The sequence below is a fragment of the Dyadobacter pollutisoli genome, assembly GCF_026625565.1.
In the GTDB taxonomy this organism is placed as follows: Bacteria; Bacteroidota; Bacteroidia; order Cytophagales; family Spirosomataceae; genus Dyadobacter; species Dyadobacter pollutisoli.
This window is the reverse complement of sequence record NZ_CP112998.1, coordinates 1,678,933-1,703,322: the sequence shown is the minus strand read 5'-3', so window position 1 is coordinate 1,703,322 and position 24,390 is coordinate 1,678,933. Positions and strand designations below refer to the sequence as shown.

At 46.2% G+C, this 24,390-nt stretch carries 20 protein-coding genes; 6 read left to right on the top strand and 14 right to left on the bottom strand.

Annotation, left to right across the window (positions count from 1 at the left end; translation table 11 throughout):
- Window positions 1-8: 8 nt before the first annotated feature.
- Window positions 9-251: a transcriptional regulator gene (locus tag ON006_RS07115; protein ID WP_244819172.1), complete on the bottom strand. Its 243-nt coding sequence runs from the start codon at window positions 249-251 to the stop codon at window positions 9-11.
- A 164-nt stretch (window positions 252-415) separates the two neighbouring features.
- Between ON006_RS07115 and ON006_RS07110 the strand changes: the two genes are divergently transcribed.
- Both ON006_RS07110 and ON006_RS07105 read left to right on the top strand, forming a co-directional pair.
- Complete coding sequence (locus tag ON006_RS07110) at window positions 416-1,264, top strand: aldo/keto reductase (RefSeq protein WP_244819173.1); 849 nt, start codon at window positions 416-418, stop codon at window positions 1,262-1,264.
- A 28-nt stretch (window positions 1,265-1,292) separates the two neighbouring features.
- Window positions 1,293-2,042, top strand: coding sequence for an SDR family NAD(P)-dependent oxidoreductase (locus ON006_RS07105; RefSeq protein ID WP_244819174.1), 750 nt, complete (start codon window positions 1,293-1,295; stop codon window positions 2,040-2,042).
- On the opposite strand, the gene ON006_RS07100 is transcribed toward ON006_RS07105, so the two are convergent.
- The 4 genes from ON006_RS07100 to ON006_RS07085 form a co-directional block, all read right to left on the bottom strand.
- A complete protein-coding gene (locus ON006_RS07100; RefSeq protein ID WP_244819175.1) occupies window positions 2,043-3,401 on the bottom strand; it encodes an amidohydrolase family protein in 1,359 nt (452 codons plus the stop codon).
- A gap of 42 nt (window positions 3,402-3,443) precedes the next feature.
- Window positions 3,444-4,607 carry a Gfo/Idh/MocA family protein gene (locus ON006_RS07095; protein WP_244819176.1) on the bottom strand — a complete coding sequence of 388 codons (1,164 nt, stop codon included), beginning with the start codon at window positions 4,605-4,607 and terminating at the stop codon, window positions 3,444-3,446.
- A gap of 117 nt (window positions 4,608-4,724) precedes the next feature.
- On the bottom strand, window positions 4,725-5,549 hold the full coding sequence (locus tag ON006_RS07090; protein ID WP_244819177.1) for a DUF481 domain-containing protein: 825 nt from the start codon (window positions 5,547-5,549) through the stop codon (window positions 4,725-4,727).
- A gap of 112 nt (window positions 5,550-5,661) precedes the next feature.
- Window positions 5,662-6,105: an RpiB/LacA/LacB family sugar-phosphate isomerase gene (locus ON006_RS07085; RefSeq protein ID WP_244819178.1), complete on the bottom strand. Its 444-nt coding sequence runs from the start codon at window positions 6,103-6,105 to the stop codon at window positions 5,662-5,664.
- Between the two features lie 144 nt (window positions 6,106-6,249).
- Between ON006_RS07085 and ON006_RS07080 the strand changes: the two genes are divergently transcribed.
- Window positions 6,250-9,642 (top strand): DEAD/DEAH box helicase, encoded by a 3,393-nt coding sequence (locus ON006_RS07080; RefSeq protein WP_244819179.1) that lies wholly within the window; start codon window positions 6,250-6,252, stop codon window positions 9,640-9,642.
- Between the two features lie 2 nt (window positions 9,643-9,644).
- Here ON006_RS07080 and ON006_RS07075 read toward each other — a convergent pair whose 3' ends face one another.
- From ON006_RS07075 to ON006_RS07060, 4 genes are read right to left on the bottom strand one after another with little or no spacing between them, the layout of a single operon-like run.
- Complete coding sequence (locus ON006_RS07075; RefSeq protein ID WP_244819180.1) at window positions 9,645-10,757, bottom strand: glycoside hydrolase family 18 protein; 1,113 nt, start codon at window positions 10,755-10,757, stop codon at window positions 9,645-9,647.
- Between the two features lie 26 nt (window positions 10,758-10,783).
- A complete protein-coding gene (locus ON006_RS07070) occupies window positions 10,784-11,971 on the bottom strand; it encodes a fibronectin type III domain-containing protein (protein WP_244819181.1) in 1,188 nt (395 codons plus the stop codon).
- A 59-nt stretch (window positions 11,972-12,030) separates the two neighbouring features.
- Window positions 12,031-12,933, bottom strand: a complete 903-nt coding sequence (locus tag ON006_RS07065; RefSeq protein WP_244819182.1) for a magnesium transporter CorA family protein — start codon at window positions 12,931-12,933, stop codon at window positions 12,031-12,033.
- A 55-nt stretch (window positions 12,934-12,988) separates the two neighbouring features.
- Entirely contained in the window at window positions 12,989-14,251 is a 1,263-nt protein-coding gene (locus ON006_RS07060) for an NAD(P)/FAD-dependent oxidoreductase (protein WP_244819183.1), read from the bottom strand.
- Window positions 14,252-14,490: 239 nt separating this feature from the next.
- On the opposite strand from ON006_RS07060, the gene ON006_RS07055 reads away from it, so the two are divergent.
- Window positions 14,491-15,348 carry an SDR family oxidoreductase gene (locus ON006_RS07055; protein ID WP_244819184.1) on the top strand — a complete coding sequence of 286 codons (858 nt, stop codon included), beginning with the start codon at window positions 14,491-14,493 and terminating at the stop codon, window positions 15,346-15,348.
- A gap of 12 nt (window positions 15,349-15,360) precedes the next feature.
- Here the strand turns inward: ON006_RS07055 and ON006_RS07050 are convergent, their stop codons facing one another.
- The 4 genes from ON006_RS07050 to ON006_RS07035 all read right to left on the bottom strand — a co-directional run bounded on the left by ON006_RS07050 (window position 15,361) and on the right by ON006_RS07035 (window position 21,485).
- Window positions 15,361-15,744 (bottom strand): response regulator, encoded by a 384-nt coding sequence (locus ON006_RS07050; RefSeq protein WP_244819185.1) that lies wholly within the window; start codon window positions 15,742-15,744, stop codon window positions 15,361-15,363.
- A gap of 29 nt (window positions 15,745-15,773) precedes the next feature.
- Window positions 15,774-17,591, bottom strand: a complete 1,818-nt coding sequence (locus ON006_RS07045) for a tetratricopeptide repeat-containing sensor histidine kinase (protein WP_244819186.1) — start codon at window positions 17,589-17,591, stop codon at window positions 15,774-15,776.
- Window positions 17,591-21,154, bottom strand: coding sequence for a PAS domain-containing hybrid sensor histidine kinase/response regulator (locus ON006_RS07040; RefSeq protein ID WP_244819187.1), 3,564 nt, complete (start codon window positions 21,152-21,154; stop codon window positions 17,591-17,593). The genes ON006_RS07045 and ON006_RS07040 overlap by 1 nt, the downstream gene beginning before the upstream one ends.
- A gap of 154 nt (window positions 21,155-21,308) precedes the next feature.
- Window positions 21,309-21,485, bottom strand: coding sequence for a DUF6496 domain-containing protein (locus tag ON006_RS07035; RefSeq protein WP_244819188.1), 177 nt, complete (start codon window positions 21,483-21,485; stop codon window positions 21,309-21,311).
- 127 nt (window positions 21,486-21,612) lie between these two features.
- Between ON006_RS07035 and ON006_RS07030 the strand changes: the two genes are divergently transcribed.
- Both ON006_RS07030 and ON006_RS07025 read left to right on the top strand, forming a co-directional pair.
- Window positions 21,613-22,950, top strand: a complete 1,338-nt coding sequence (locus ON006_RS07030) for an amidohydrolase family protein (protein WP_244819189.1) — start codon at window positions 21,613-21,615, stop codon at window positions 22,948-22,950.
- 28 nt (window positions 22,951-22,978) lie between these two features.
- Window positions 22,979-23,344 carry a VOC family protein gene (locus ON006_RS07025; protein ID WP_244819190.1) on the top strand — a complete coding sequence of 122 codons (366 nt, stop codon included), beginning with the start codon at window positions 22,979-22,981 and terminating at the stop codon, window positions 23,342-23,344.
- Between the two features lie 50 nt (window positions 23,345-23,394).
- Here the strand turns inward: ON006_RS07025 and ON006_RS07020 are convergent, their stop codons facing one another.
- Window positions 23,395-24,273: an alpha/beta fold hydrolase gene (locus ON006_RS07020; RefSeq protein ID WP_244819191.1), complete on the bottom strand. Its 879-nt coding sequence runs from the start codon at window positions 24,271-24,273 to the stop codon at window positions 23,395-23,397.
- Window positions 24,274-24,390 lie beyond the last annotated feature (117 nt).

Genomic DNA, 24,390 nt, shown 5'->3' with positions numbered 1-24,390 from the left:
ATACGCCCTTACATGGCTGTATTGGGGGTTTCTATGGATGGTAAGTGAAACTGAATGCCTGAAATCTGACACAGGGCGATAAATTCCGAAAGGCTTGGCACACCTTTGTTCCGAATGAAATGATTGGCCGATTCCTGGGAGATACCTGCTTCCTCCAAAGCGCTTTCCAGGTTCAATCCTTTCGCTTCAATAATCTGCAAAATTTCCGATACCAGTTCTCTGGCACGGTCCTCATATATGGTCGTGTTCATAGTATTTAACGCATTTGGTTACTTCTCTTAAAATAAAACTGTGCCAGGCGGACCGTCCCTGGCGTGAGATTTGTAAACCAAAATTAATATCGTCGGAAACCGTCCCAGGTGAATGAATAATCCCGGCGATTGGTTTAAAATGAGCAACCTTTAACAGATGTAACATGAGTTCCACAACAAAAAGCGCGTCTACATTCAAAGTAGGCGGAGATATCGAAATTAATAGAGTTGGTTACGGTGGAATGCAGCTGACCGGCAAGGGCGTCTGGGGAGATGCGCCCGACAGAGATACCGCCAAAAAGGTGCTGCAAGCCGCCGTCGCTGCCGGGGTAAACTTTATAGATACAGCCGATTCTTACGGCCCGCATACCAACGAAGTCCTCATCGCAGATGCTTTGTATCCGTATCCCAAAAACCTATTGATCGCAACCAAGGGCGGATTTGAAAGAACCGGGCCTAATAAATGGATCGTCAACGGAGATCCCAAACACATTAAAGAAGCAATCGAAGGAAGCTTAAAACGACTCAAACTGGACGTGATCGATCTGTGGCAACTACACCGTTTCGATTCTAAATTCCCCATTGCTGAGACGCTCGGACCTGTGGTAGACGCCGTGCAGGCTGGTAAGATCCGCTATGTCGGCCTCTCGGAAGTAGATGTCAAACAGATCGAGAGTGCAGAAAAGGTGATTCCAATTGTATCTGTTCAAAACTTATATAACCTGGGTAACAGACAGTGGGAGAATGTGCTGGATTATACGGTTCAACGAGGAATGGCATTTATTCCCTGGTATCCGCTGGCTTCGGGCCCGGATAAATTGAAAAGCAAAATCACCAGTATTGCTGAAAAACATCAGGCTACTACCGCCCAGATAGCATTAGCCTGGCTTGCAAAACGCGCTTCCAATATCCTCCTGATTCCGGGCACAAGTTCGCTGGAACATTTGAATGAAAACTTGGCAGCAGCCAACATTGAATTGTCTGACGAAGATTTTGCAGCACTTTCGCAATAGCAGTATCTGACATTTATGTAAAAGCAAAATGTTAACCTATCAAAATAAAGTCGTAATCGTAACCGGTGCCGGAAGTGGCATCGGAAGCGTCATTGCAGAACAATATGCGCGCCAGGGCGCGACCGTGGTCATCTGGGACCGGGATGCGGATGGGCTTCGGCATGTACAGGCAACATTGGAAAAGGAAGGGTTCAGGATCATTTCACGTGTCATTGATCTTACCGTGCCCAGCGACATCGTCCGCGCTGTCAAAGAAGAACATGACGAGTTAGGCAACATTGACGTGCTCATCAACAATGCAGGTCTCGGGAGAAGCAATTCACCCTACAACCTTCCAGTCGAAGACTGGGATTACGTGATCAATACCAACCTGCGTGGTACATTTTTGTGTTCGCGGGAAGTGGCCAAGGTCATGAGCATCGGCCAAAAAGGCTCCATTGTCAACATTGCCTCAACGCGTGCTTTAATGTCCGAACCCAATACCGAAGCATATGCGGCTTCGAAAGGGGGGATTCTGGCGCTGACACACGCCCTGGCTATCTCACTTGGTGCTGACAGGATTACAGTGAATGCAATCAGCCCGGGTTGGATTGAGACGGGAGATTATCAGAAATTAAAACCAACGGATCACATTCAGCATCCGGCAGGCCGCGTCGGAAAGCCCCAAGATATCGCCAAAGCGTGCCTCTACCTGACTGACCCTGCCAACGATTTTATCACAGGCATCAACCTGGTTATCGATGGAGGAATGACCCGAAAAATGATCTACGAAGACTAATTACTGCTTTTCTAGTTTTTTCAATTCAGCTTGCAGGTAAGACTTGGGCAACCATTTGCTGCCAATCATAACGCCCTCGATATTTTTCGTCTGGCTAATGTCTTCCAGCGGATTGCCGCTCAAAAGTACCAGATCCGAAGCGTTACCGGTTTTAATGACTCCCGAATCAACTTTTTTGAGGTAATCCGCAACATTGACAGTTCCGGTTTGCAATGCTTCGAAGGGTGTAAGTCCAGCCAGTGTGAGGTACTTCATTTCATGATGTGTAGCAAAGCCCGGTACATTCAAAACCTGCGGGGCGTCGGAGCCGAGCATCAACTGCACCCCACCTTTCTGACAAGCCAGAATCAGTTTTCTACGGATATTGACAAAAGCTTCGGCGTGCTCTTTGGTGAATTTCGCATTACCCGTATATCCAGTCTTTGCATTCATCCAGTTTTTTACCTCTTCCGGTTTCATATATTTCAAATCCGGATCCGTGGCATACGCACTGGCGGGCAATGGTGAAAGCCAGCGCTCAGCAATGGCTTGGGTTGGCACCACCCTGATGTTTTTCTCTTTTAATGCTTTTATTAATGCAGGGATTTTTGTGGTATCAGCAGAATATGCGATCCAGGCACCAAACAGGCCTGTTTCCTGTTCGGCCAACGTATCGATACCGGGCGTAATGGCTTCCACAAAACCGTCCAAATGATCAATCGAAGAATATCCGGCATCAATGGCAGCCCATACTCCTACATTAAACGAAACATGGCCTACCATGCCGATACCTAGTTCCCGGGAGGTTTTCGCAATAGCAGGAAATGTTTCTTTGGTCAAGCCGGGAAGCAATTTCAGGTAATCATATCCGGCAGCTTTCTCTTCTTTGACCTGCTCGATACCTCTTGCCGCCGTTTTGATGGTCTGCCCGCTGAATGCCGGCCCGGTGGTGTAAAAATTCGGCCCAAGAATCTCTCCTTTTCTGACCTTGTCCCTTAATTCAAGATGCTTTGCATTGCCCAGCATGCCGCGGATGGTGGTGATCCCGTTGGCAAGATAAAGCATCAGTACCTCTTTCATCGGCGCCAGATCATCCACCGCAGGCACATGCGCATGCATTTCCGACCAGCCCGGAGTCAGGTACTTGCCCTTTGCATTGACGACCAATGCATTTTTGCTGTACTTAATCTTTGAGCTTTCACCCAAAGCTGTAATCCGTCCGCTTTTAACCACCACCGTTTGATCCTTCAAAACCGTCTCCCGGTCCATTGGGATCACATTCACAGAGGTGAAAACAATCTCACGGTCAGCGTTGCTGACAAGATCCTGGGCGCAGGCGGTACCTGCCAGGAAAATCCCTAAAATCAAACTCAGTTTCATATTGAGATGGTTTAAGTGAGCGGACGGATCAATGCGGCCCTTTTAACTCAGCGTCGCAACATTCTGCGCATTCTTCTGAGCCTTCAGGGCCAGTTCCGTAGCCAGAAAACAATGTTCCTGCGACATAGCAGTCTCAGTTCTGTTGACCACATCGTCGACAAGCTGGCGGCCGTAAGGAAGCTCGGTCTTGCTGCAATCGATGTATTGTGTTTCTTTATTATTAACCAGGAAAAGGTGGTTTCCGCCTTCTCTGCCAGCAATGTCAATGTTTTTACGAATTTCAATATAACCTTCCGTACCCAGTACCGTCAAACGTCCGTCACCCCAGGTTTTAAGGCCGTCGGGGGAGAACCAATCGACGCGAATGTAGCCTGCGCCTCCATTTCCTCTCAGCATAGTGTCTCCAAAATCCTCAAATTTGGGATACTGAGGATGATTTACATTCCCTACCTGGGAAGCAACGATTTCAGCTTTGGTGGATCCGGTGAAGAAAAGGAACTGGTCAAACTGGTGAGAGGCAATGTCGCATATAATACCGCCGAAACGTTTTTTGTCAAAAAACCACTCAGGGCGCGTGCTACCATTCATGCGGTGCGGCCCTAGCCCGATCGTCTGCACCACCTTTCCGATCGCACCTTCCTTAATAAGCTCACCGGCTTTGATCGTCGCGCGGTTTTCAAGGCGCTCGCTGTACATGATGGAATAAATACGTTTGGTTTCCTTTTGCACCTTCCTGACTTGCGCCAGTTGTTCTAGCGATGTAATACCAGGCTTATCGACCATATAATCTTTCCCACTCTTCATCACTCTTACGCCCAATGGAGCGCGCTCATCAGGAATACCTGAGCTCAATATCAGCTGAATGGATTTGTCGTCCAGGATCTCCGCTTCGCTCTGGGCCTGCTTCACATTCGGGTAGCGCTTTGCAAATGCGGCTGCCAGGTCTGCTTCTTTGGCATAGAACGAAACCAGCTCACCACCACCTCTGGTCACTGCCTCCACCTGACCGTAAATGTGGCCGTGGTTAATTCCAATCACAGAAAATTTAATTCTCGGCGGCATCGCCACCGCCGGGACCGGCTCAGCTGTTTGGGCAGGTACCGAAGCGAGTACTTCATTGGTTAATGCTGGTAACATCATTAGACTGGCGGCGGTATTGACCGAATTCTTGATAAACTGACGACGGTTATCCTGTGACTCTTTCATTGCGAGATTGGGAATGTGATGGTTACTTAGTAAAGCACAAATTCTGAATATATAATGTGCTCTTGATAAGACATCATTATAAATGTCTTTCCCTTACAAAGGAGACGCCGCCAGGATCTATTTATTTCCCACCGAAATACCAAAAGTTACCCGAGAGTCATTTCGCTTGCGGGTCGACTCCACCACACTTTCGTAAGAGTTTTCAAAACTGGTGCGCAGCGTGATCCATTTGTTGAGTGGCAGCTCGATGGACAATATCGTGTTCCAGCGCAAATTAGAGATATCATTCAAAGCAGGCTGAATGAATGTGAGGTGGTTAAAGCGGATTTTATCCTGCATTACAGCGTGCTTTCCTTTGATCCGGAAAGAATTTCGAATGGTACTGACCGTGGCGATCTCCCTGAAATTGGTCGATTCGTAGAGAATGGCATTGGTCAGGCTCAGGTCATTGTTTTTCGTTTTTACGACGCGGTAACCGATCCCTGCACCGGCCATTTGCCGCAGGTCAATTCTCCTCAGATTACTGGTTTCCAATACACCCAGACCAAAAACGTAGGTCTTTCTTTTTTTGAACACATCTACAAACAAATCCAGATAGCTGTCACGCTCGGCCAGCACGCCGTTCTGCTTTCCATAGGTAAATCTGGGGTTGGTAGCGATGTTGATGACCGGGCCACTGAATGTAACTTCTGCCCGTAATACCATCAAACTGCGGTTTACATTACCTCGCGTGAAGTTTCCGTCACCAATAAAACGGTATTTAACCGTATCGATCAGCACTTTCGGAGGTACTGGGACGGTGTCGGGTTTTGCCGAAATGACAGAGTCCGCAGGTACGGTTTTGAGCGTGTCAGCCAGTGTTTGGGCGGAAGCCGCTGAGACAGAAACAGATAAAAGAAAAGCGGTAAGCTTCAAGAAATGGTGGCAGGTCAATTTTTTCATTAACGCGTTTTTGCAAAATAATAATGCCAAAACAGATGTGGCAAGACTTGGCAAGTCTGGGCGACTCCGTCTTCAAGACTTACCAAGTCTAATTATTATTTAACTGCAAACGCTATTTCTCGATTGCCTTCACCTTCCCCAATCTGCGCATATGTCTTTCCGCACCGGTAAATTCTGCATTCAAAAATGCTTCTACCAGTTCCTGAGCGGCCATATTACCGGTTACCCGTCCGCCCAGACAGAGCAAATTCAAGTCATCGTCCTCCACACCCTGATGTGCCGAAAAATGATCATTGATTAAAGCTGCGCGAACGCCGGACACCTTATTGGCTGCTACTGAGGCTCCTACCCCGCTTCCGCAAACTGCAATACCGCGCTCTACCTCCTGGCTGACAACGGCCTGGGCCATTGGAATAACAAAGTCAGGGTAATCGTCCTGCTTGTCCAGCTTAAAAGCGCCAAAATCCCTCACACTGTGCCCTTTTTCTATCAGGAAAGATTTCAGGAATTCTTTCAACTCATATCCTCCGTGATCCGCTGCTAGTCCGATTTTCATTTGGGAAAAATTTAAATTTGGAGTAATCTGTAAAATGCCTCTGCGGCTCTGAATGCAGGCAATTTCGTTATTTTTATCAAATTATCGGTACTTGCTCCCCGTTGATTTCTGCTGCGTTCAGCAATTTGTTGACTAATTTGCCACATGAAAAAGAATGAGCCTACGGAAGCTGTAAATACGGGAACGCACAATTTTACATTTTCTGAGTTTAACCTATCTGACTTATCCACGACACATATTTTACAAAATAGCGCTGAACTGCCCGAAACTGGCAGGCGTGGTTTTTTCGAGATACAACCTACCGATATTGACATTAATTATGGCCAGTTCCAGATTCCCGGTACATTAACAGAATCCCTGAAAGTCGTAATCCGCCAAAACGCAAATTCTGTAAACCTCTATTGTGATTGCAGCACTCCCAAGAGGAAACTCTGTGAGCATCAAATACAGGTACTTTATAACCTGATGAACCGTAAAGACCTGCGCGCATTTTTTGACCAAAAGATCAGGTTCGAAAAAATAAGGCAGGTAGCATTGGATTACGGATTGGAAAATGAGCCCGATCCTGATGAATATTTTAAGCTGGAATATACCGACAGACAGCTGGTGATCAAGCCAAAATTGAAAGAGCTGATTCCCGTAAACCAGTCATCGGTCGCTTTTTTTCAAGACCAGCTGATCACAAAACCTGCATTGGACATACCCGGTGCAAAAGCGACTTCGGAATACTCAAAAACCATTGTTGTACTGGGCCAGAATAAGTATTACAATCATTTTTACCTGGAACTATACGACGCACAGGTCACAAAGGATGGAAAGCTAAAAAACCCTCTCACGCCTCAGAATCCATTAGAAATGGTATGGCAGATGGACAATACTAACGCTGTTAAATTTCATGCAGCCGTTTCTGCGTTTCAAAACAACTTCCGCAAGAAAAACGCTGACTCGGACATTGCCGGCCTGAAATCCATCGTTCGTAACCCGCTCGACCTGGACTTTTACTACCACAATCCTGCGGTTTCAGAGAACATTAATGCAGCGTCGTTAAGACCTGTCAAATTGGAACAGTCGGCGATCGATATGCAGCTGACCATTGCCCGGAAAGATCTGTTTTTTCAGATCACCGGTTATCTCATCCTGGACGGCGTGTATCTGGATCTCGAAAAGGTGAAGCTGGTTTACGACTATTTTGTGCTGTACCTGGATTCGCTCTACCTGATTGACCATGAAGATATCCTCAAAACCATTTCCTTTTTCAGGCAGCATAACCAGAAGATTTTTATCCATCATACCAAATTTGAAGAGTTCAGACAAAATCTGCTTTCGAAAATTGAGCACAAAATAGGTATCACTTATTCGTACCTGAAACCTGCCACTCCCGAGCAAAAAAAAGAGCAGGGTTTTGATCAGCAAACCCAAAAACTGATTTACCTGGAAGACGTCGGAAATTATGTAATGATCACCCCCGTGATGAAATACGGTGATGTGGAAGTGCCTGTTTTTTCAAGAAAACAGATCTACTCGGTTGACAATCATGGTTACCCTTTCACCATTGAACGGGATACGGATGCCGAAATCCGTTTCAGCAGCACATTGCTCAGGCAACACCCCGACTTTGAAGAGCAGCTGGGCAAAGACTTTTTCTACCTGCATCGCGAACGGTTTTTAAGCGAAGACTGGTTTCCACATATTTTTGAAGAATGGCGGGACGAAGGCATTACCATTCTTGGCTTTAATACGCTCACTAAAAACAGGTTAAATCAGAACAGGGCAAAAATATCTGTGCATGTTGCCAGTGGGATCAACTGGTTTAACACCACTGCGAATGTCCAATTTGGAAGCCAGAAAGTGACACTAAAGCACTTACATAAAGCCGTTAAAAACCGCAACAAATATGTAGAGCTAGGTGATGGCACACTGGGCATACTGCCCGAAGAATGGATTGAGAAATTCGCCAAATTCTTCGAGGCAGGTGAGATCACGGGAGAAATGATACAGACGCCGAAAATCAATTTCATTTCCGTTGCCGAAATGTACGAGGCGGAAGCGCTGGCGCAGGACGTGAAGGAGCAAATCACGTTTTATCAGTCTGCATTTGCGAGCTTTGACACCATTAAACCTGTCAAAGTTCCTAAAAGCCTGAAAGCCAAATTGCGCAAATACCAGAAAGAAGGCTTGAACTGGCTGAATTTTCTGGACGATTTCGGTTTTGGCGGCTGCCTGGCCGATGATATGGGTTTGGGAAAAACGGTTCAGGTGATCGCGTTTCTGTTGTCACAAAGAGAGAAAGAGGTCAGGAACACGAACCTGATTATTGTACCTACTTCACTGATTTTCAACTGGGAAGCAGAGGTCAAGAAATTCGCGCCAGACCTGAAAATATTGACGATATACGGCTCCGATAGAGGAAAAGAAATCACCGATTTTGATCGGTATGAGCTGATTCTGACATCCTACGGCACATTACTTTCTGACGTTAATTTTCTTAGAAAGTATCATTTCAACTACATTATCCTCGACGAGTCGCAGGCCATTAAAAACCCGGAATCACAGCGGTACAAGGCCGCGCGGCTTTTGCAGTCGCGTAACAAACTGGTACTGACCGGTACGCCTGTTGAGAACAATACATTTGACCTCTACGGTCAGCTTTCCTTTGCCTGCCCGGGCCTGCTGGGCAATAAAACGCAATTCAGAAACCATTTTTCTATTCCTATTGACCGATTTAAGGACAATGACCGCGCCAGAGAGCTACAAAAAAGGATCAATCCGTTTGTTCTCAGGAGGACCAAAAAACAGGTTGCGACAGAACTGCCGGACAAAACCGAAATGGTGATCTATTGCGAAATGGGCGATGAACAACGGAAAGTTTACAATGCATATGAACTGGAATTTTATACATTTCTCAACACACGCAACGAGGTCGACATTTCCAGGGATACCCTTCATATTTTACAAGGACTCACCAAGTTGCGGCAAATATGTAACTCTCCCGCTCTGCTTAATGATGATCTTTTTTATGGGAATTCGTCCTCAAAAATTGATACACTTATTGAACAGATCGAAAGCAAATCACCACAGCATAAGATCCTGGTATTCTCCCAGTTTGTGTCCATGCTAAACCTGATCCGGCCAGAACTGGAAAAAAGAGGTATCGCATACGAGTACCTCACAGGCCAGACGCGTGACCGGGCAGCACGCGTTGAAAATTTTCAGAACAATGCCGACGTACGCGTATTCCTGATCAGTTTGAAAGCAGGAGGTACCGGGCTCAACCTGACCGAAGCGGACTATGTATACCTGATTGATCCGTGGTGGAACCCCGCGGTTGAAAACCAGGCCATTGACCGCAGCTACCGGATCGGGCAAAAGAAAAATGTGATCGCGGTAAGGCTGATCTGTCCGGGTACCATTGAAGAAAAAATCATGGAGTTACAGGAGTCGAAAAAAGACCTTGCCAACGATCTGGTCAAAACGGATGCTTCTATTTTGAAAACATTAACCCAAAAGGATCTTTTGGGATTAGTCGCACGGTTTTAAGCTTAGTCGAGATTTTTGCTGATTTCGGTGATAAGGTATTCTTTGGGATCATTGAAATACTCCCAGAAAAAGATCCCTGCCAGGTCATTCTTTTTCACATACTTACATTTCAGTTTGATCGATTTTTCATCGTCATATGTGATCAGCACTTTGGTGGAATCATTGAACAGGTAAGGCGCCTTGGCTTTCTTGTCATAATATTTTTTATACCCATTCTGGTCTATCAACGTGTCTTTCAGCTTGGTATAGCCTCCTCCCTGAACCGATTTAATGCGTTTTTCACCCAGACCGTGGTTACTGATCGTTTCGGCTTCAAAGCCTTTTCCGTAGAATGCTGCGCCCAAAACGATTTTGCTGGCCGGAACTCCGGCAGCCATAAAACTCTTCACAGACTTGTCGGCCGAAGACGACTCACCATTGCTGTACAAATTGGTATGATGCCCTACGGTACCGTTGCGACCACCGTAATCATAGGTCATGATGTAGATATAATCGGTGTAGAGCGCTACAAGGCCCATTTCCGTATTATCAACAAAGGATTGCGAAGCCCCAACCGCTGTGGTTAACTGAAATTTGCGTCCTTTTTCTTTTTCCAATAAATCCAATTCCTGACGAATGGCCTTGAACATTAATGTAAAATTTTGTTTGTCCTCTGGCCGGAATATGTTTCCTTCTTCACCGCGCATGGCAGGGTATTCCCAGTCAATATCCACGCCGTCGAGGTTGAATTGACGAATGATATCTACACTTGTTTTGGCAAATTTCTGTCTGGAAGTTTCGGTAAGTACGGCGTCGGAAAAGTTTTCGCTCCAAGCCCATCCACCAATTGAGATCAGGATTTTGAGATCCGGGTTCTTTACTTTCAGCTCATTAAGTTTCCTGAAATTCGTTGAATCCGTGGCCAGGTTGGTCAGTACCGCGAGGCTGTCTTTCACATTAACGAAGGCGTAGTTAATGTGGGTCAGTTTTTCAACATCAATTTCCTCGGTTTTTACCAATCCGCGAAAACCGCCAACGTAGCCATTGACAATGTATTTTTTCTTGGTTTGTCCAAAACTGAATGTCGGACTGAGCACGCACAGAACAAGCAGGGCGAGGAGTAGATTACGAAGCATTTTGATGGGCAGGATTTAGGTTGAACCTAATAAAGCGCTATTTTCCTGGATATTACTTCATTATCCTTCCGGATTATAACAATGTAGATTCCTGCAGGTAAAAAGTTCAGATCTGTTTGCGCGGATTGACCGATGCTGCTTTTCTTTCGCTCGGCCCCTTTCAGATCAAAGACAAGAAGGGTGGCGGGGACATTGTTTTTGAGCTCGGTAATCAAGCTTTTTTCCGACACATAGATCAGGTTCCCGTCTTCGGCCGGAGCTGTGGAAGTAATAATCGATGCGGCACGAACAATGGCGATCAAACTATAAGGAGAGCTGCCGCCGGCATTCACAGCCTTGATCCGGTAATAGTAGTCGTCGGTAGCAAGCGCCTCTTTGTCCTCATACTGGATAACGCTCGCCGCCTGCTTGTGTATCTGCACAAATTGCGCATCTGATCCTCTGGAACGCTCTACCCATACTTCGGCGGCATTGCCGGTAGGGGGCGACCATCTCAGTTGTATCAAATTATGTGCAAGCGGAACGGCCGTAAACCCAGTAGGCTGGTCTGGAACAGGGATATTTTGAGTCGTAATGGAACTGACATTACTGTATGCCGAGCCTCCTGCCGTATTCAATGCACGCACCCTGTAATGGTAGGTCGTAGCGGTAGCAAGGCCTGTGTTCTGGAAAGCTGTGATGTTCGCGCCCAGGTCAGCTATTTTGGTAAACGTGGTGCCGTTCAATGATCTTTCCAATTGAAAACCAGTCTCATCGGTCGCATTGTCCTCCCAGCTTAGGTTAATCTGACTAATAGATATCGCGCTACCTTTCAAGCCGGATGGCGCTTTGGGGATGGTAACCAGCGGTGGTTTTGTTGTTGCTGTTGCAATGTTGGAATAGACTGAAAACCCGGATGCATTTTTTGCCCGAATCCGGTACCAATATGCTGTTGAAGCAGTTAACCCTATGTTTTGGTAAATGACAACATTAACAGCAGGTGTTGCAAGTTTGACAAAGACCTTTCCATCTGTCGAGCTTTCGAGTTCAAACCCGGTTTCGTCCAATGATGCATCAACCCAGGTTATTGTGATCTGTGAAGGCGAAACTGCAACTGCCGCCAAAGTTTGCGGTGCTTTTGGGATTACCAAGGCTGTTGCCCCGGAAGGTAAAACCGCAGTAAAAATGATAACAATCAGGACAGACAGCGCAGACAGGGCAAAACTATTCCTCATAAAATCTTGAAATTCTCAAAAGGCAAAAGTATCGTTAAAAAAATCCAATCCTCTTTCAATTACAACCATCCACGCCGTTTAAACCAGACGTAAATGCCAAAGGTAATGGCCCCCATCAGGATCATGACCGCGGGGTAACCCAACCTCAGCCGGAGCTCAGGCATGAAGTCAAAGTTCATCCCGTAAATGCCCACAATGAAGGTCAGCGGCATAAAAAACACCGAAAATACCGTCAGTACCCTTACTATTTCATTGGTGCGTTGCGAAGAAATGGAGAAATAGATCATCACCAGCTGGTTCATATTCTCAAAAAGGGTATCGTAGATGTTGGTAAGCCTCACGTACAGGTCACGCGTGTCGCGGGTAAAGGTATTGCTATGCGTAGGTGCATCCATTTTTTCGATAATGTCGTGGGAAAGCATGATGATCCTTCTGGTCACTTCTACTTTTCTGCGCAGATAATAAAGGCCTTCCAGAAGCGAAGGTTTGCGGTTTTTAAGAAACATATTTTCCTCATAATATTCAATATCCCGGGTCAGTTTAGCGGAAGACACCTCGTATGTGGCCAGACAACTTTTGATGATTTCATTGACCAGGTGATGGGTGTTTTTACATTCATGCTGGTCAATCTGATTCTTCTTGATGGATTCGGGCCCGGACCATTGTTTTTTGTGAAGCGTAATAACCGTCTTCGCGTTCATAAAAATCGCTACCTTATCAGTCAGCTCGGTGACGGTATCTGCCTCGGATGCGGCATTTTCAGCGTGTATTCTGAAAATAATAAAGGTATAGCTTCCAACATCTTCGTATTTGGGCAAGTGATCTATTTGAAGCCAGTCATTAATCGAAGATTCATGCAAATCGTATTTTTCAGTAACACTTTTAAGTTCTTCATCGCTAGGCTCCATAATATCCAGCCACTCAAATGGATATTTGAATTTATCGGTAACAGTTTGAATCATAGATTAATCCGGGCGAACCCTAACAGTGTTAAATTGTATAATACCGAAAATAAACTCATTTTTCCGGTTTGGCATCCATAATGAATCGCAGGGACTGGTCTCTGGTAACAAAAGCAATCATCCAGTTATAAAACGTTTTGACCTGATTACGATAACGGATCAGCGAAAAAAGATGCACTACCAGCCACAGAAAGTACGCTATAAAACCCTTGAAATGCAAACCCGGCAAGTCCGCAACGGCTTTGTTAACACCAATAATCGCCATGGTACCTTTGTCTTTGTAGGCAAACGTTTCCATTGGTTTTCCGTCCAGCATTAATCGCAGGTTTTGTGCCAGATTTTTTCCCTGCTGAATAGCTACCTGCGCCAGCTGCGGATGTCCGTCAGGAAATTTTTCATCCGAGTTCATCAGACAAATGTCGCCTAATGCAAAAATGTTATCCAAGCCAATTACTTTGTTGAAACCGTCCACCAACACACGTTTGCCTTTTCCAAGCGAAGTTTCTGGTATACCCGGTAACTTGGTAGCGGTAACTCCCGATGTCCATATCAGCGTTTTGGTGGCAATCGTTTTACCATTTGCAAATGTCACGATTCCGTCCTGATAATCCTTAACAGTGTGATTCAGCAGCACGTTAATGCCAAGCCCATTCAATTCTTCAAGCGTTTCCTGCTGAGATTTTTCACTCATGGGTCTCAAAACCACAGGCAAGGCATCCACCAGATATATCTGTACCTCCTCTCGCCTCAGTTCAGGATAATCTTTTTTGAAAATATTCCGGTGCATTTCTGCCAGCATTCCTGAAACCTCTACACCAGTCGGTCCGGCACCGGCTACCACGATAGAGAGCAGCTTCCTTCGCTCTACGACATCCATAGTTTTAGTGGCTTTTTCCTTATTACATAAAATGTGGTTTCTTAATGCCAATGCGTCCTTTACTGTTTTCATGGGTACCGCATTCCTTTTCACATTTTCCATACCAAAAAAATTGCTTTCCGTGCCGGTGGCAAAAACCAGGTAGTCGTAGTCAATATCGCCACTTTCGGTCGCTATTTTTCTTTCATTGGGAAATACTTCTGTAAAAGCCCCGAAACTGAAACGCAGGTTATTTTTATCCTGAAAAAATTTCCGGAAAGGGTAACTGACATTAGAAGCCTCCAGAAAACCAGTAGCCACCTGATACAACAACGGTGGAAAAAAGTTGTAGTTATTCTTATCGACCAGTGTGATATGAAACCGCCTGTCGCGCGATAGTTTCTGTGCCAGGTTAATGCCCGCGAAACCTCCCCCAATGATGACTACTTTTTTCAATTCCATATACAGTGTGATTGATGTAAAAAATCCATTATTATAATTGTGCCTCCATTTATCGGCAGTGCGTTTTCAAACCTTCTTATGCTATTTCAGATCCCTTGGGCTGTGAAATTCCTTACCCAGGTGTGCAATTCATCCATTCTTTTTTAGCTGCTGCGCCTTCTCGTCAGATGTCCTCATTGCTGGCATGTGGTTTGTAGAAGGAGCCATTTTTTAAATCATCAACTAAACATCTGGCTAACATGAATTATCAAATGGATACCAGGGGGCAAACGCAAAGCGCACAACCTGGAATAGAGGAAGTAATGGACCCTACACCGGTCATCATCCGCGAAAGTTACCGGGGAAGTGGCCGTTTACAAGGGAAAACCGCCCTCATTACCGGCGGCGACAGCGGCATAGGCCGTGCTGTAGCCGTCCATTTTGCGAGGGAAGGAGCTGACGTAGCCATTGTTTACCTCGATGAAAATCAGGACGCCGAAGATACAAAATCCATGGTGGAAGCTGAGGGAAAGGCATGTTTGCTCTTACAGGGCGACATCCGCAGCGAGCAATTCTGTAAAGAAGCCGTCAGCCGGACGGTCAATGCATTCGGGAAGCTCAATATCCTGGTCAACAATGCGGCAGAGCAACACCCCAAAGAACATATCCGCGAAATTTCGGCCCGGCAACTGACGGATACTTTTGCTACCAATATCTTTTCCTTTTTCTATTTTACGCAGGCAGCTTTGCCGCACTTGAGAAAAGGGGATTCCATCATTAACACAACCTCCATCACCGCATACCACGGCAGTCCGGCATTGCTCGACTACTCCTCCACCAAAGGTGCCATCGTAGCCTACACCAGGTCTTTGGCCGGTAGCCTTGCAGAGGAAGGGATCAGGGTGAACGCGGTGGCGCCGGGCCCGATATGGACACCTTTGATCCCATCTACGTTCGATTCGGAACGTGTTGAAAAATTCGGAAAGGACACTCCTTTCAAGCGACCGGGACAGCCTGCCGAAGTCGCTCCCTGCTACGTATTTCTGGCCTGTGAGGATGCCTCGTATATGAGCGGTCAAGTGCTACATCCTAACGGCGGGCAGGTAGTGAACGGTTAGGTAATGCACACTTCATTTATTCGCATTTTGAAGGGCTATTTCAATGCTGTTGATCAGATTTAGCTCACGATAAGGCTTGGTCAGGTACGCCGCCGGGGCAGTTTCCTCTGCGCGGCGTACTGTTTCGTTATCCATATAGGCCGTCAGGTAAATAATGGGAATACTGGTCACGTCCTTCATTTTCCAGGCTGTTTCTATCCCGTCCATGTCTCCCTTAATGTGAATGTCGAGCAGTGCCAGGTCTACTGGCTCGTGGCTGATAAATTCCAGGGCTTCCTTGCCGTTGTCTGCAATAAGGGCAACCTCATAGCCATGCTTTTCGAGGGTTTCTTCCAGTCCCATGGCCTGTATCCCTTCATCTTCCAGGATGAGTATACGTATCTTTTTAATTGTCATAACCTTAGCTATTTGCCTTCAAAACTACCTCAGCCAGCTTCCCGAAGTTGCGGCAGTGGAATTTCCAGTGTAAAACTTGTACCTGCATCGACTGCCACGCGGCACTGGCCGTCAAGTTGCCGGGACAAGACTTTTATTAATTTTATCCCAAAGGAACCACCAGGACGGTCCCATAATTTCATATCCATTCCGTTTCCATTATCCCTGATTTCCAACTGAATCGCATCATTCATTTCTAGCTTCAAAGATAACTCGGGATTTGTAACGTGCTGATAAGCGTGCTTGAAGGAATTTGTGATCCATTCATTGACGATCAGTCCTAGTGGCATGGCCATGTCAATGTCAAGCTCGTCGACGTCCACCTGTAGTATCAGTCTGAAACGTTCCTCGCTAAGACCGAAACTCTGCATAACGCTTTCCACAAGGTTGGTCAGATACTCCCGCATGTCTACCATATTCACATTGTCCTGATTGTACAGACTCTTGTGGATCAGCGACATGGCTTCAATTCTTTGTTGTCCGGTTCGGATACTTTGCCTGGCATCTTCGTCCGTCAACCGGTTTGACTGCAGGCTCAGCAAATTCGAGACGATCTGTAAATTATTCTTGACCCGGTGGTGCAGCTCCTTCATTAAAAGCCTCATCTGATCCGACTGCTCGTTGATTTTCCCGTTATTCTCCTCTAAAATCCGGTTGCTGCGGGCAATGATCCGGTACTGGAAAATCATAAATAGCGAAAGTATCAGAAAAAGGCCCAATCCAATGGTTATCCAGCTAATTTCTCTGGTTTTCACATTATTAATGGCGCCCAGTGCAGCAATTTGTTGATCTTTTTTCTCCGCTTCATACTGCACCTGCAGCTCTCCGATTTGCCGCACATTGTCGAGTACCCTTAGCGAATCCCTGATTTCAATGTAGCGCGTGTATGCGGCCAGCGTGGCTTTATAGTTATTAGTCTGTTCCAAAGCCTGGTACAGATAGCGGTTTACCTCCATTTCCCTGAATGGGTTTTTCAGCTCCTGCGTGATCCGCAATGCTTTGAACAGGTACTTTTTACTTCTTTCAATGTCCTGGCGCTGCAAATAGATCTGAGACAGCCAGGTGTAGCTATAGGTCAGAGAGATTAGTTGATTGTATTTTTTGGCCAGCTTTATACCCTTTTTAACGTAAAAAAAAGCCTGGTCAGTCTCTTTGCGCTTCACAAGTACCTGAGCAATGTTGTTGTAATAAGCCACCCTGCTGCGTTCAAAACGAGGCGAAGATTCAGCTATTTTCAAACCTTCCAGATGCATATTCAGGGAACGGTGAATCATCGCCGTATCATTTTCCTGCGAACCGAGTCCCTGGGTGAACATTGCTTTTAGTCTTGTCATGTAAATGATCGAGGTCGTGTCTTTGGCTATTCGCGCCGCCTGCATTCCCTTATCCACGGCCTGAAAAGCCATTTTGTAATTCGCCTTCTCTTTGTGAAGATTTCCGATCACCGCATATATATCCGGTATCTCGGAAGTCATTTTCCATTTTTCAGCATTTGCAAGCGCGGCGATGGCCGACTTCATCGCCTCCGAATGGCTGCCAAGCCGCCACAACGCCTGGGCTTTGTAACGCTCGCCTCTGATTACAGCCGTTTTATCCTGAATCCTGTTTCCTTCTGCGGTGATCTGCGCGGCCACTAGTTTTAGTGAATCCGGCCAGGCCGTGCCAGACTGCTCAGCCTTTGTGTACAGATCCGATAGTCTGCCAACAGTTTTACCAGGGTTCACAGAAGCAGAATCAATGTTTTCAGCCACACTTTTTCCGGCAAACAGCAACAAGATGCAGAGCTTTAAGATAAAATTTTCGCGCATCAGGATGTTTGATATTTAGGCAGCCATTTGTTAATCGTTTCTTGAAGGGTATCTTTCAAAACAGGTTTGGTCAGGTAATCGTCCATGCCTGCATCAATACATTTCTCCCGCTCCCCCACGACAGTACCCGCCGTGAGTGCTATAATAGGTATTCTTTTTTCATTTTCCAGCTTCCTGATCTCCTTCGTGGATTCATAGCCATTCATTTCCGGCATTTGAATGTCCATAAATACAATATCGGGACTGCTGGCGCCATACGCCCGGATCGCGTCTATTCCGTTGACAGCCTCTACAATGATCGCGTTGGGCAATATCTTACCAAGCATGGTCTTAACCAGCAACATATTAATCTTGTGGTCCTCAGCAATCAAAATCTTTATGTTGCTCTCTCCATACCTCTCACTCGACAAGACAGGTTCGATCCATATCCGCGGTGGTATAGGTTCATTCTTTATCCGCAGCTGCGATAACGTGTAGAAAAGCTGCTGTATTTTCACCGGTTTAACCAAAAAATGCTGGATATCAAGCTCTGCGCCAACCGAATTCAGCATTTCCTCCTCAAGCGAGTCGTTCAAGAGGATAATGGGCAGTTGCGAAAGGTGCTTATCGTCATGCATCCTGATTCTTCTGATCGTTTCAATCCCGTCCCAGCCGGGCATCTGGCAGTCAACCAGCACCACATCATATTGTTGGTTGTCCGCCAGCAATGCGAGCGCCTCCTCCCCACTTGCCACATAATTTGAAGCAATGTCTTTGTTGTTGAGCATATCCTTCAGAATACGGCCATTGTTGAGGTTGTTGTCTATAATGAGCACATGCTGAATGTTTTCGGCATTTTCCCAGACAAATTCATCCTCTCCGTCCACCGTGCTGAATACGACATCAAAGAAGAAAGTACTTCCTGAGTCGGCAATGCTGCTTAAACTAAGCTTACTGCCCATGAGGCCCAGCAGGCTATTTGATATTGTCAGACCGAGGCCCGTGCCTCCAAAACGCTTGGTCGTAGACGAGTCTTCCTGCGAAAATGCTTCAAAAATGCGGCGTTGGTTTTGCGGTTCAATACCAATTCCTGTATCCCGTACAGAAAAGCGAAAGCAATAATCGTGTACGTTGGTTTTGTTCAAGAGCTCAATTTTCAGCTCAATTTCGCCAGTCATCGTAAATTTGACCGCATTACTCAACAAGTTCAGCAAAATCTGACGCAACCGGATCGAATCGGCCCAAACCAAACGCGGAACGTCGGCAGGGATATTGAGCAGCATTTCCAAATGCTTCTGATGGGCCTGATAAGTAACCATGTCAGCCACCTGGCCACATACCTCCAAAAGATTGGTTTTCTCCCGCGTCAGTTCGAGTTTTCCCGCCTCAATTTTTGAGAAATCCAGAATGTCATTGATAATGTCCAGCAGCGAGTTGGCTGATTGAAAAACCATCGACATGTACTGCTGCTGGGTTTCGTCCAGGTTGGTTTTCATCAGCAAGTCCGAAAAACCGACTACCCCATTCAACGGAGTACGTATCTCATGGCTCATATTTGCCAAAAACTCCGATTTCAGTTTACTGGCTTCTTCGGCTTGCTCGCGTGCTTCGAGCAGTTCTTTCTCCGCCCGCTTTCTCAGCGTAATATCCCGGATAACGGCCTGGATAATTTCCTCATTTTTTACGGCTATCAAGTTGAGAAGCACCTCTGCTATGAAAACTTCGCCCTGCTTATCCACCCGTTTGTACGACCATTCAAGGCTGTTGCTTCCTGTTTCATAAACAATATCAAGATGTTTGTTGAAGGCCTCGGACCTGGCTTCCCATCCCGGCTCGTCTATTCCCGACAATCCACCTACACGCATTTTCAGTAGTGCCTGCCGGGACTCAATCCCAAACATGTCCAGGGCAGCCTGGTTACAATCCAGGTACCGGTCTCTGTTGAACAGGATCACCGCGTCGCTGGTAGAATCATAAAGGCTTCTGAATTTCAGTTCGGAGTTCAGGATCGCCACTTCGGATTGCTTACGGCGCGTAATGTCCTGAAAGGCACCGAAAATTCTCACGCACACGCCATCCGCATTAACTTCGGCCTGCCCAATGGCCCTCACCCACAACTGGTTCCCTTTTGCAGTGATCAATTCCAACTCGCTGTCCCAGGGGGTACCATTGGCGATGCATTCCTTTACTACCTGGTTAATGGCGTCCCTGCTGGTGCCTTCGCTATAAAATCCAATAGCCTCTTCTACGGTCGGCACAAAATCGGGGCCTACCTCATGTATTTCCCTTGTGATCGACGACCAGTACAGTTCTCCGGTTCCGGGATAAAGCTCCCAGCCACCAATCCTGGCCACACCATTGGTTTGTTCGAGCATATCCTTGAAGCGCTTCATCTCATCGTCCGATTTTTTTCGGCGCGTAATGTCGCGTTCTACGGCAACGAAATGGGTACAGCGACCATTCTCGTCAAATACCGGGGTAATTTTGAGATCGACCCAGTACTTCTCGCCGTTTTTAGTATAGCACAATATTTCTTCCTGAACAATCCGGTGGGCCTTGCATCCCTGATAAATCCGTTGAATGGTCTCGCGATTGGTTTCAGGCCCACACAGGAGTTCTGTCGGGTCCTTCCCTTTTATCTCACGGCGGGTATGGCCGGTTTGGTTTTCGTAGGCTTTGTTTACCCAGGTAATGTAGCCCTTGCTGTTGGTGATAACGATATAATCGGTTGTGTTGGAAGCAACTATGGCAAGTTCCTTTAACCTTTCACGGGAGTTTCTGAGTTCTGTAATATTGTGACTGGTCAGAATAATCGCCTTACTGGCCATGTCAATATTAGCGTCGGTATTGCACCAGGTCCAGTTGCCATTCTTGTGAATGATTCTGTGCTCCACGCCACCTGGTACCGGCTTGCCCGTTTCGACAGTTGTGCGCAAAGCTTTGAAACAGACCTCGTGATCCTCGGGATGTACAAAATTTGTAAACGACCGTCCAATGGTCTCTTCGATTGAATGACCGTAGATCTTGGTCCAGCTCGGAGATACGTAGGTAAACAGGCCTTCTGCTGAAATGGTGAACAACACGTCCTGCATGTTGGACACCAGCACTGAGAGATCTTCCTCGACTTTGAGCCGCTGGGTAATGTCGTAGCCTATGCAGAAAATCTCCTTGACCATACCCGACCTATCAGCGATGCCGGTGAATTCCCACTGTATAGTTTTAATGCCTTCATGGGCAGACCTTTTCCTGAGAACCACTGAATGGGGCATTCCTGGATTAACAAAACACTTTTCGCCAACCATCAGGCATTTTTCGATGTCATCTGAGACAATGCCTTCCAGCGATGACGCACCAAGTAGTTCTGCACGGGTCAGGCCGAAAAAATTACAATAATGGTCATTGACATAACTGTAATTTCCGTCGGTATCAATGCCGATCGCGTAAATGGAGCTACTATTAAGAAAGCTGTTGTAGAGCTGGCCATCGGTCGTAAAAATCTGGGCATTTTTTGGGGCATTGTCCTTCTTTAAGGCACGTTCAACCTGTCGCAGCATTTTGAACAGCTTCTTCCCTAAATTATTCATGATTAAAACCTTCCAGATTTAGGACGTCATTCTCTTTCTGTTTTTGTCGCTACAATATAGCTTTTATTTGAGTATGAAATGGCTAATAAAGTGCTCGATTGTAATACTTTGACCAGCATTGACTAATTAGTACTACTTAATTAACTACAAGATTTTAGTCTTTCTTTTTGGGGACCTTCGCCCCCGCCTTCCGGGCCTCCGATAATCCGATCGCGACGGCTTGTTTTTTAGAAGTCACTTTCTTTCCGGAACCTGTTTTAAGTTTCCCTTCTTTTTGCTCGTGCACGGCTTCTTCGACTTTTTCGCCTGCCTTTTTTGAGTATTTTGCCATGATTACCAAATTTATAGTATTGTTAAGTATATATTTTTACAGCGTTTTAAGCTGTCGTCCATCTTACAATTCCTGTACCAGTTCGTTGTTGCAATCCTGCTGTTAACTTCCTTTCCCATCCTGAACCATGAAAAAATCAGTCATTATACTAACACTGCTGGTCAATGTTGTCTATTTTCCTGCCGCTGGCCAACAGCGGGGCAGCGTGTTGCTTAAAAACGCCACAGTTATCGACGGTACAGGCGACGCCTCCAAAGCGAACACGGATATTTTAATCAACCAGGGGCGCATTACTGCTATTCAAAAAGGGATTAAGTCCAGGGTTGACAAGGAGATTGATTTAAAGGGAAAAACCATTATTCCTTCACTGATCAGCGCGCACGCTCATGTGGGAACGCTGAAAGGCACCACTTCTTCGGCCGATAATTATACCCGCGGGAACATTCTGCGTCAACTTGTAAAATACCTGGACTATGGCGTGGGCTCTGTGTTAGCGATGGGCACAGACAGGCCATTGATATTCAACGGAATGCGCGATTCAACAGTGGCGGGACTGTTGCCCGGCGCCCGGCTATTTTCGGCAGGATACGGGTTTAATACGCCCGATAATTCGCCCGGCTCGTGGATGAATTTGCTGCTTCGCCCCGCGTCGCCCGAGGATGTACCAGCCATGATGGACAAACTTGCGGCGGTGAAACCGACTGTTGTCAAAATTTGGGTGGATGACCATGGTAATGCTAAAAAAATGAAGCCTGAGATATACAAAGCCATTATCCGTGAGGCTCATAAGCGAAATATCAGGGTAGCAGCGCATTTGTTTTATGCAGAGGATGCGCGCCTGCTGACCGACGCGGGAATCGATATCATTGCGCACAGTATCCGCGACAAGGAGGTCGACACCGATCTTTTGAATAAAATGAAACAGAAAAATGTAATTTACATTCCTACATTGTCGCTGGATGAATATCAGTTTGCCTACGCCGGTAATCCCGACTGGATCCGGGACGATTTTTTCAAAGCATCTTTGGAACCGGGTGTGCTGGAAATGATCACGGAGAAGGGTTATGGAGAAAAAATCAAAAATTCGCCCGATTATCCGCGCAATATGGCAGCGTTTAAAACCGCGAAGATCAACCTGAAAAAGATTTACGATGCGGGTATAACCGTAGCCCTGGGTACAGATTCGGGTGCTTTCCCGATACGGACGCAGGGATTTACCGAACATCTTGAAATGGAGCTGATGGTACAGGCAGGGTTAACACCGCTGCAAGCCATTACCATTAGCACGCGGAATGCCGCAAAAGCACTGAAAATGGATCAGGAACTGGGGACATTAGAAAAAGGAAAAAAGGCCGATTTTATCGTTCTGAGTGACAATCCTGAGAAAGACATCAAGAGTACCCGCAAGATCGAGTCAGTCTGGAAAGAAGGAAAAGAAGTAAGTAAAGGCCCATTAAAACATTAGTTTTGTTTAAAAATTTCACTCCATAAAAATGAAAATTGAATTTAAGAGGCTCGACCACATTATGCTTTGCTTCCCGGTCGGAAAAGAAGAAGAGGCGCGTGAATTTTACGGGAACGTTCTGGGCCTGAAAGAAATAACTGATACAGGCTATCCATTACCAAATGGCGCGATATGGTTTCAAATGGGTGATATTCAGCTGCATATCCGAGCAGAAAATAACCATGAGCACTCTCAGAGACATCCTGCATTTGAAGTACATAATCTCGAAGCAGCCCGAAAACTGCTGGAATCTCATCACATTGAGCTCAAAAACGAGAGCAAAATCCCGGACAGGAACCGGTTCTCTTTCCGGGATCCCTTTGGAAACCGCATAGAGCTAATTGAAATGCTTTAAAAGCAAAGAAGCCAAGCCGATAGCTTGGCTTCTTTGATCGATACCATCATTTAGGTAACGATATCAGTATAAGGATTGCTGATCGTCACCACTTGCTGATTGATAAACTGGATCAGATTTTGGTTCAGTCTTTCTTTGTGAGTAATGAACAGGCCGTGCGGAGCGCTCTCATAAATGATATATTCCGCCCCGGGAAGCATCTGGGAAGTCCTGTTGCTGCTGACCTCAATGGGTACCGTTTTGTCGGACTCTCCATGAATGATCAATATCGGAACGTCCAGATAGGAAATTTCATTTCTGAAATCCGTCGCGCTGAAACTGCGTATGCATTGCGTGGTGGCCCGTCCCGATGCCTGCAACGCCAGAATGCTATGCCAATGCAATATTTCATCGCTAACCGCATTGTTTAATAGCGAATTACCATAAAAATCCTTCGCAAAATCAGTCAGAAACTTGGGACGGTCTTGCTCAATATCTTTAACAAAACCATCAAAATTCTCCTGAGGCACCCCGTCGGGATTATCGTCGGTTTTCAGCATATAAGGTACTATCGAGCTGATCAGTACTGCCTTGGAGATCCTGCCACTTCCATAAGTGCTCAGGTAGCGCACGACTTCTCCGCCGCCCATTGAAAAACCGACCAATGTTACCTCATTCAAATTCAGTTCTTCTATAACCGATTTTAAATCCGCGGCCAATGTATCATAGTCATATCCGTTCCAGGGCTTGTCAGACCTGCCAAAACCACGTCTGTCATACCCAATGCACCGGATACCATGTTTGGGAAGCTCATTGAACTGGTACTCCCACATTTCATGGCTTAGCGGCCATCCGGAGATAAATACCACCGGCTTTCCCTGTCCTACTTCATGGACAAACAATTTGACCGGTTCAGTCAAAGTCGCGGCTTTCGATTCTATCAGTTTCATAATGAGATGAGTTTTGAAGTATGATTTTAAATGACTTATCACTAAGCGGGTTATTCATAACGGATGCTCCGCGATTCTGCCCAATTACCATTCCAATGACCTGGCGTCGGACTATGG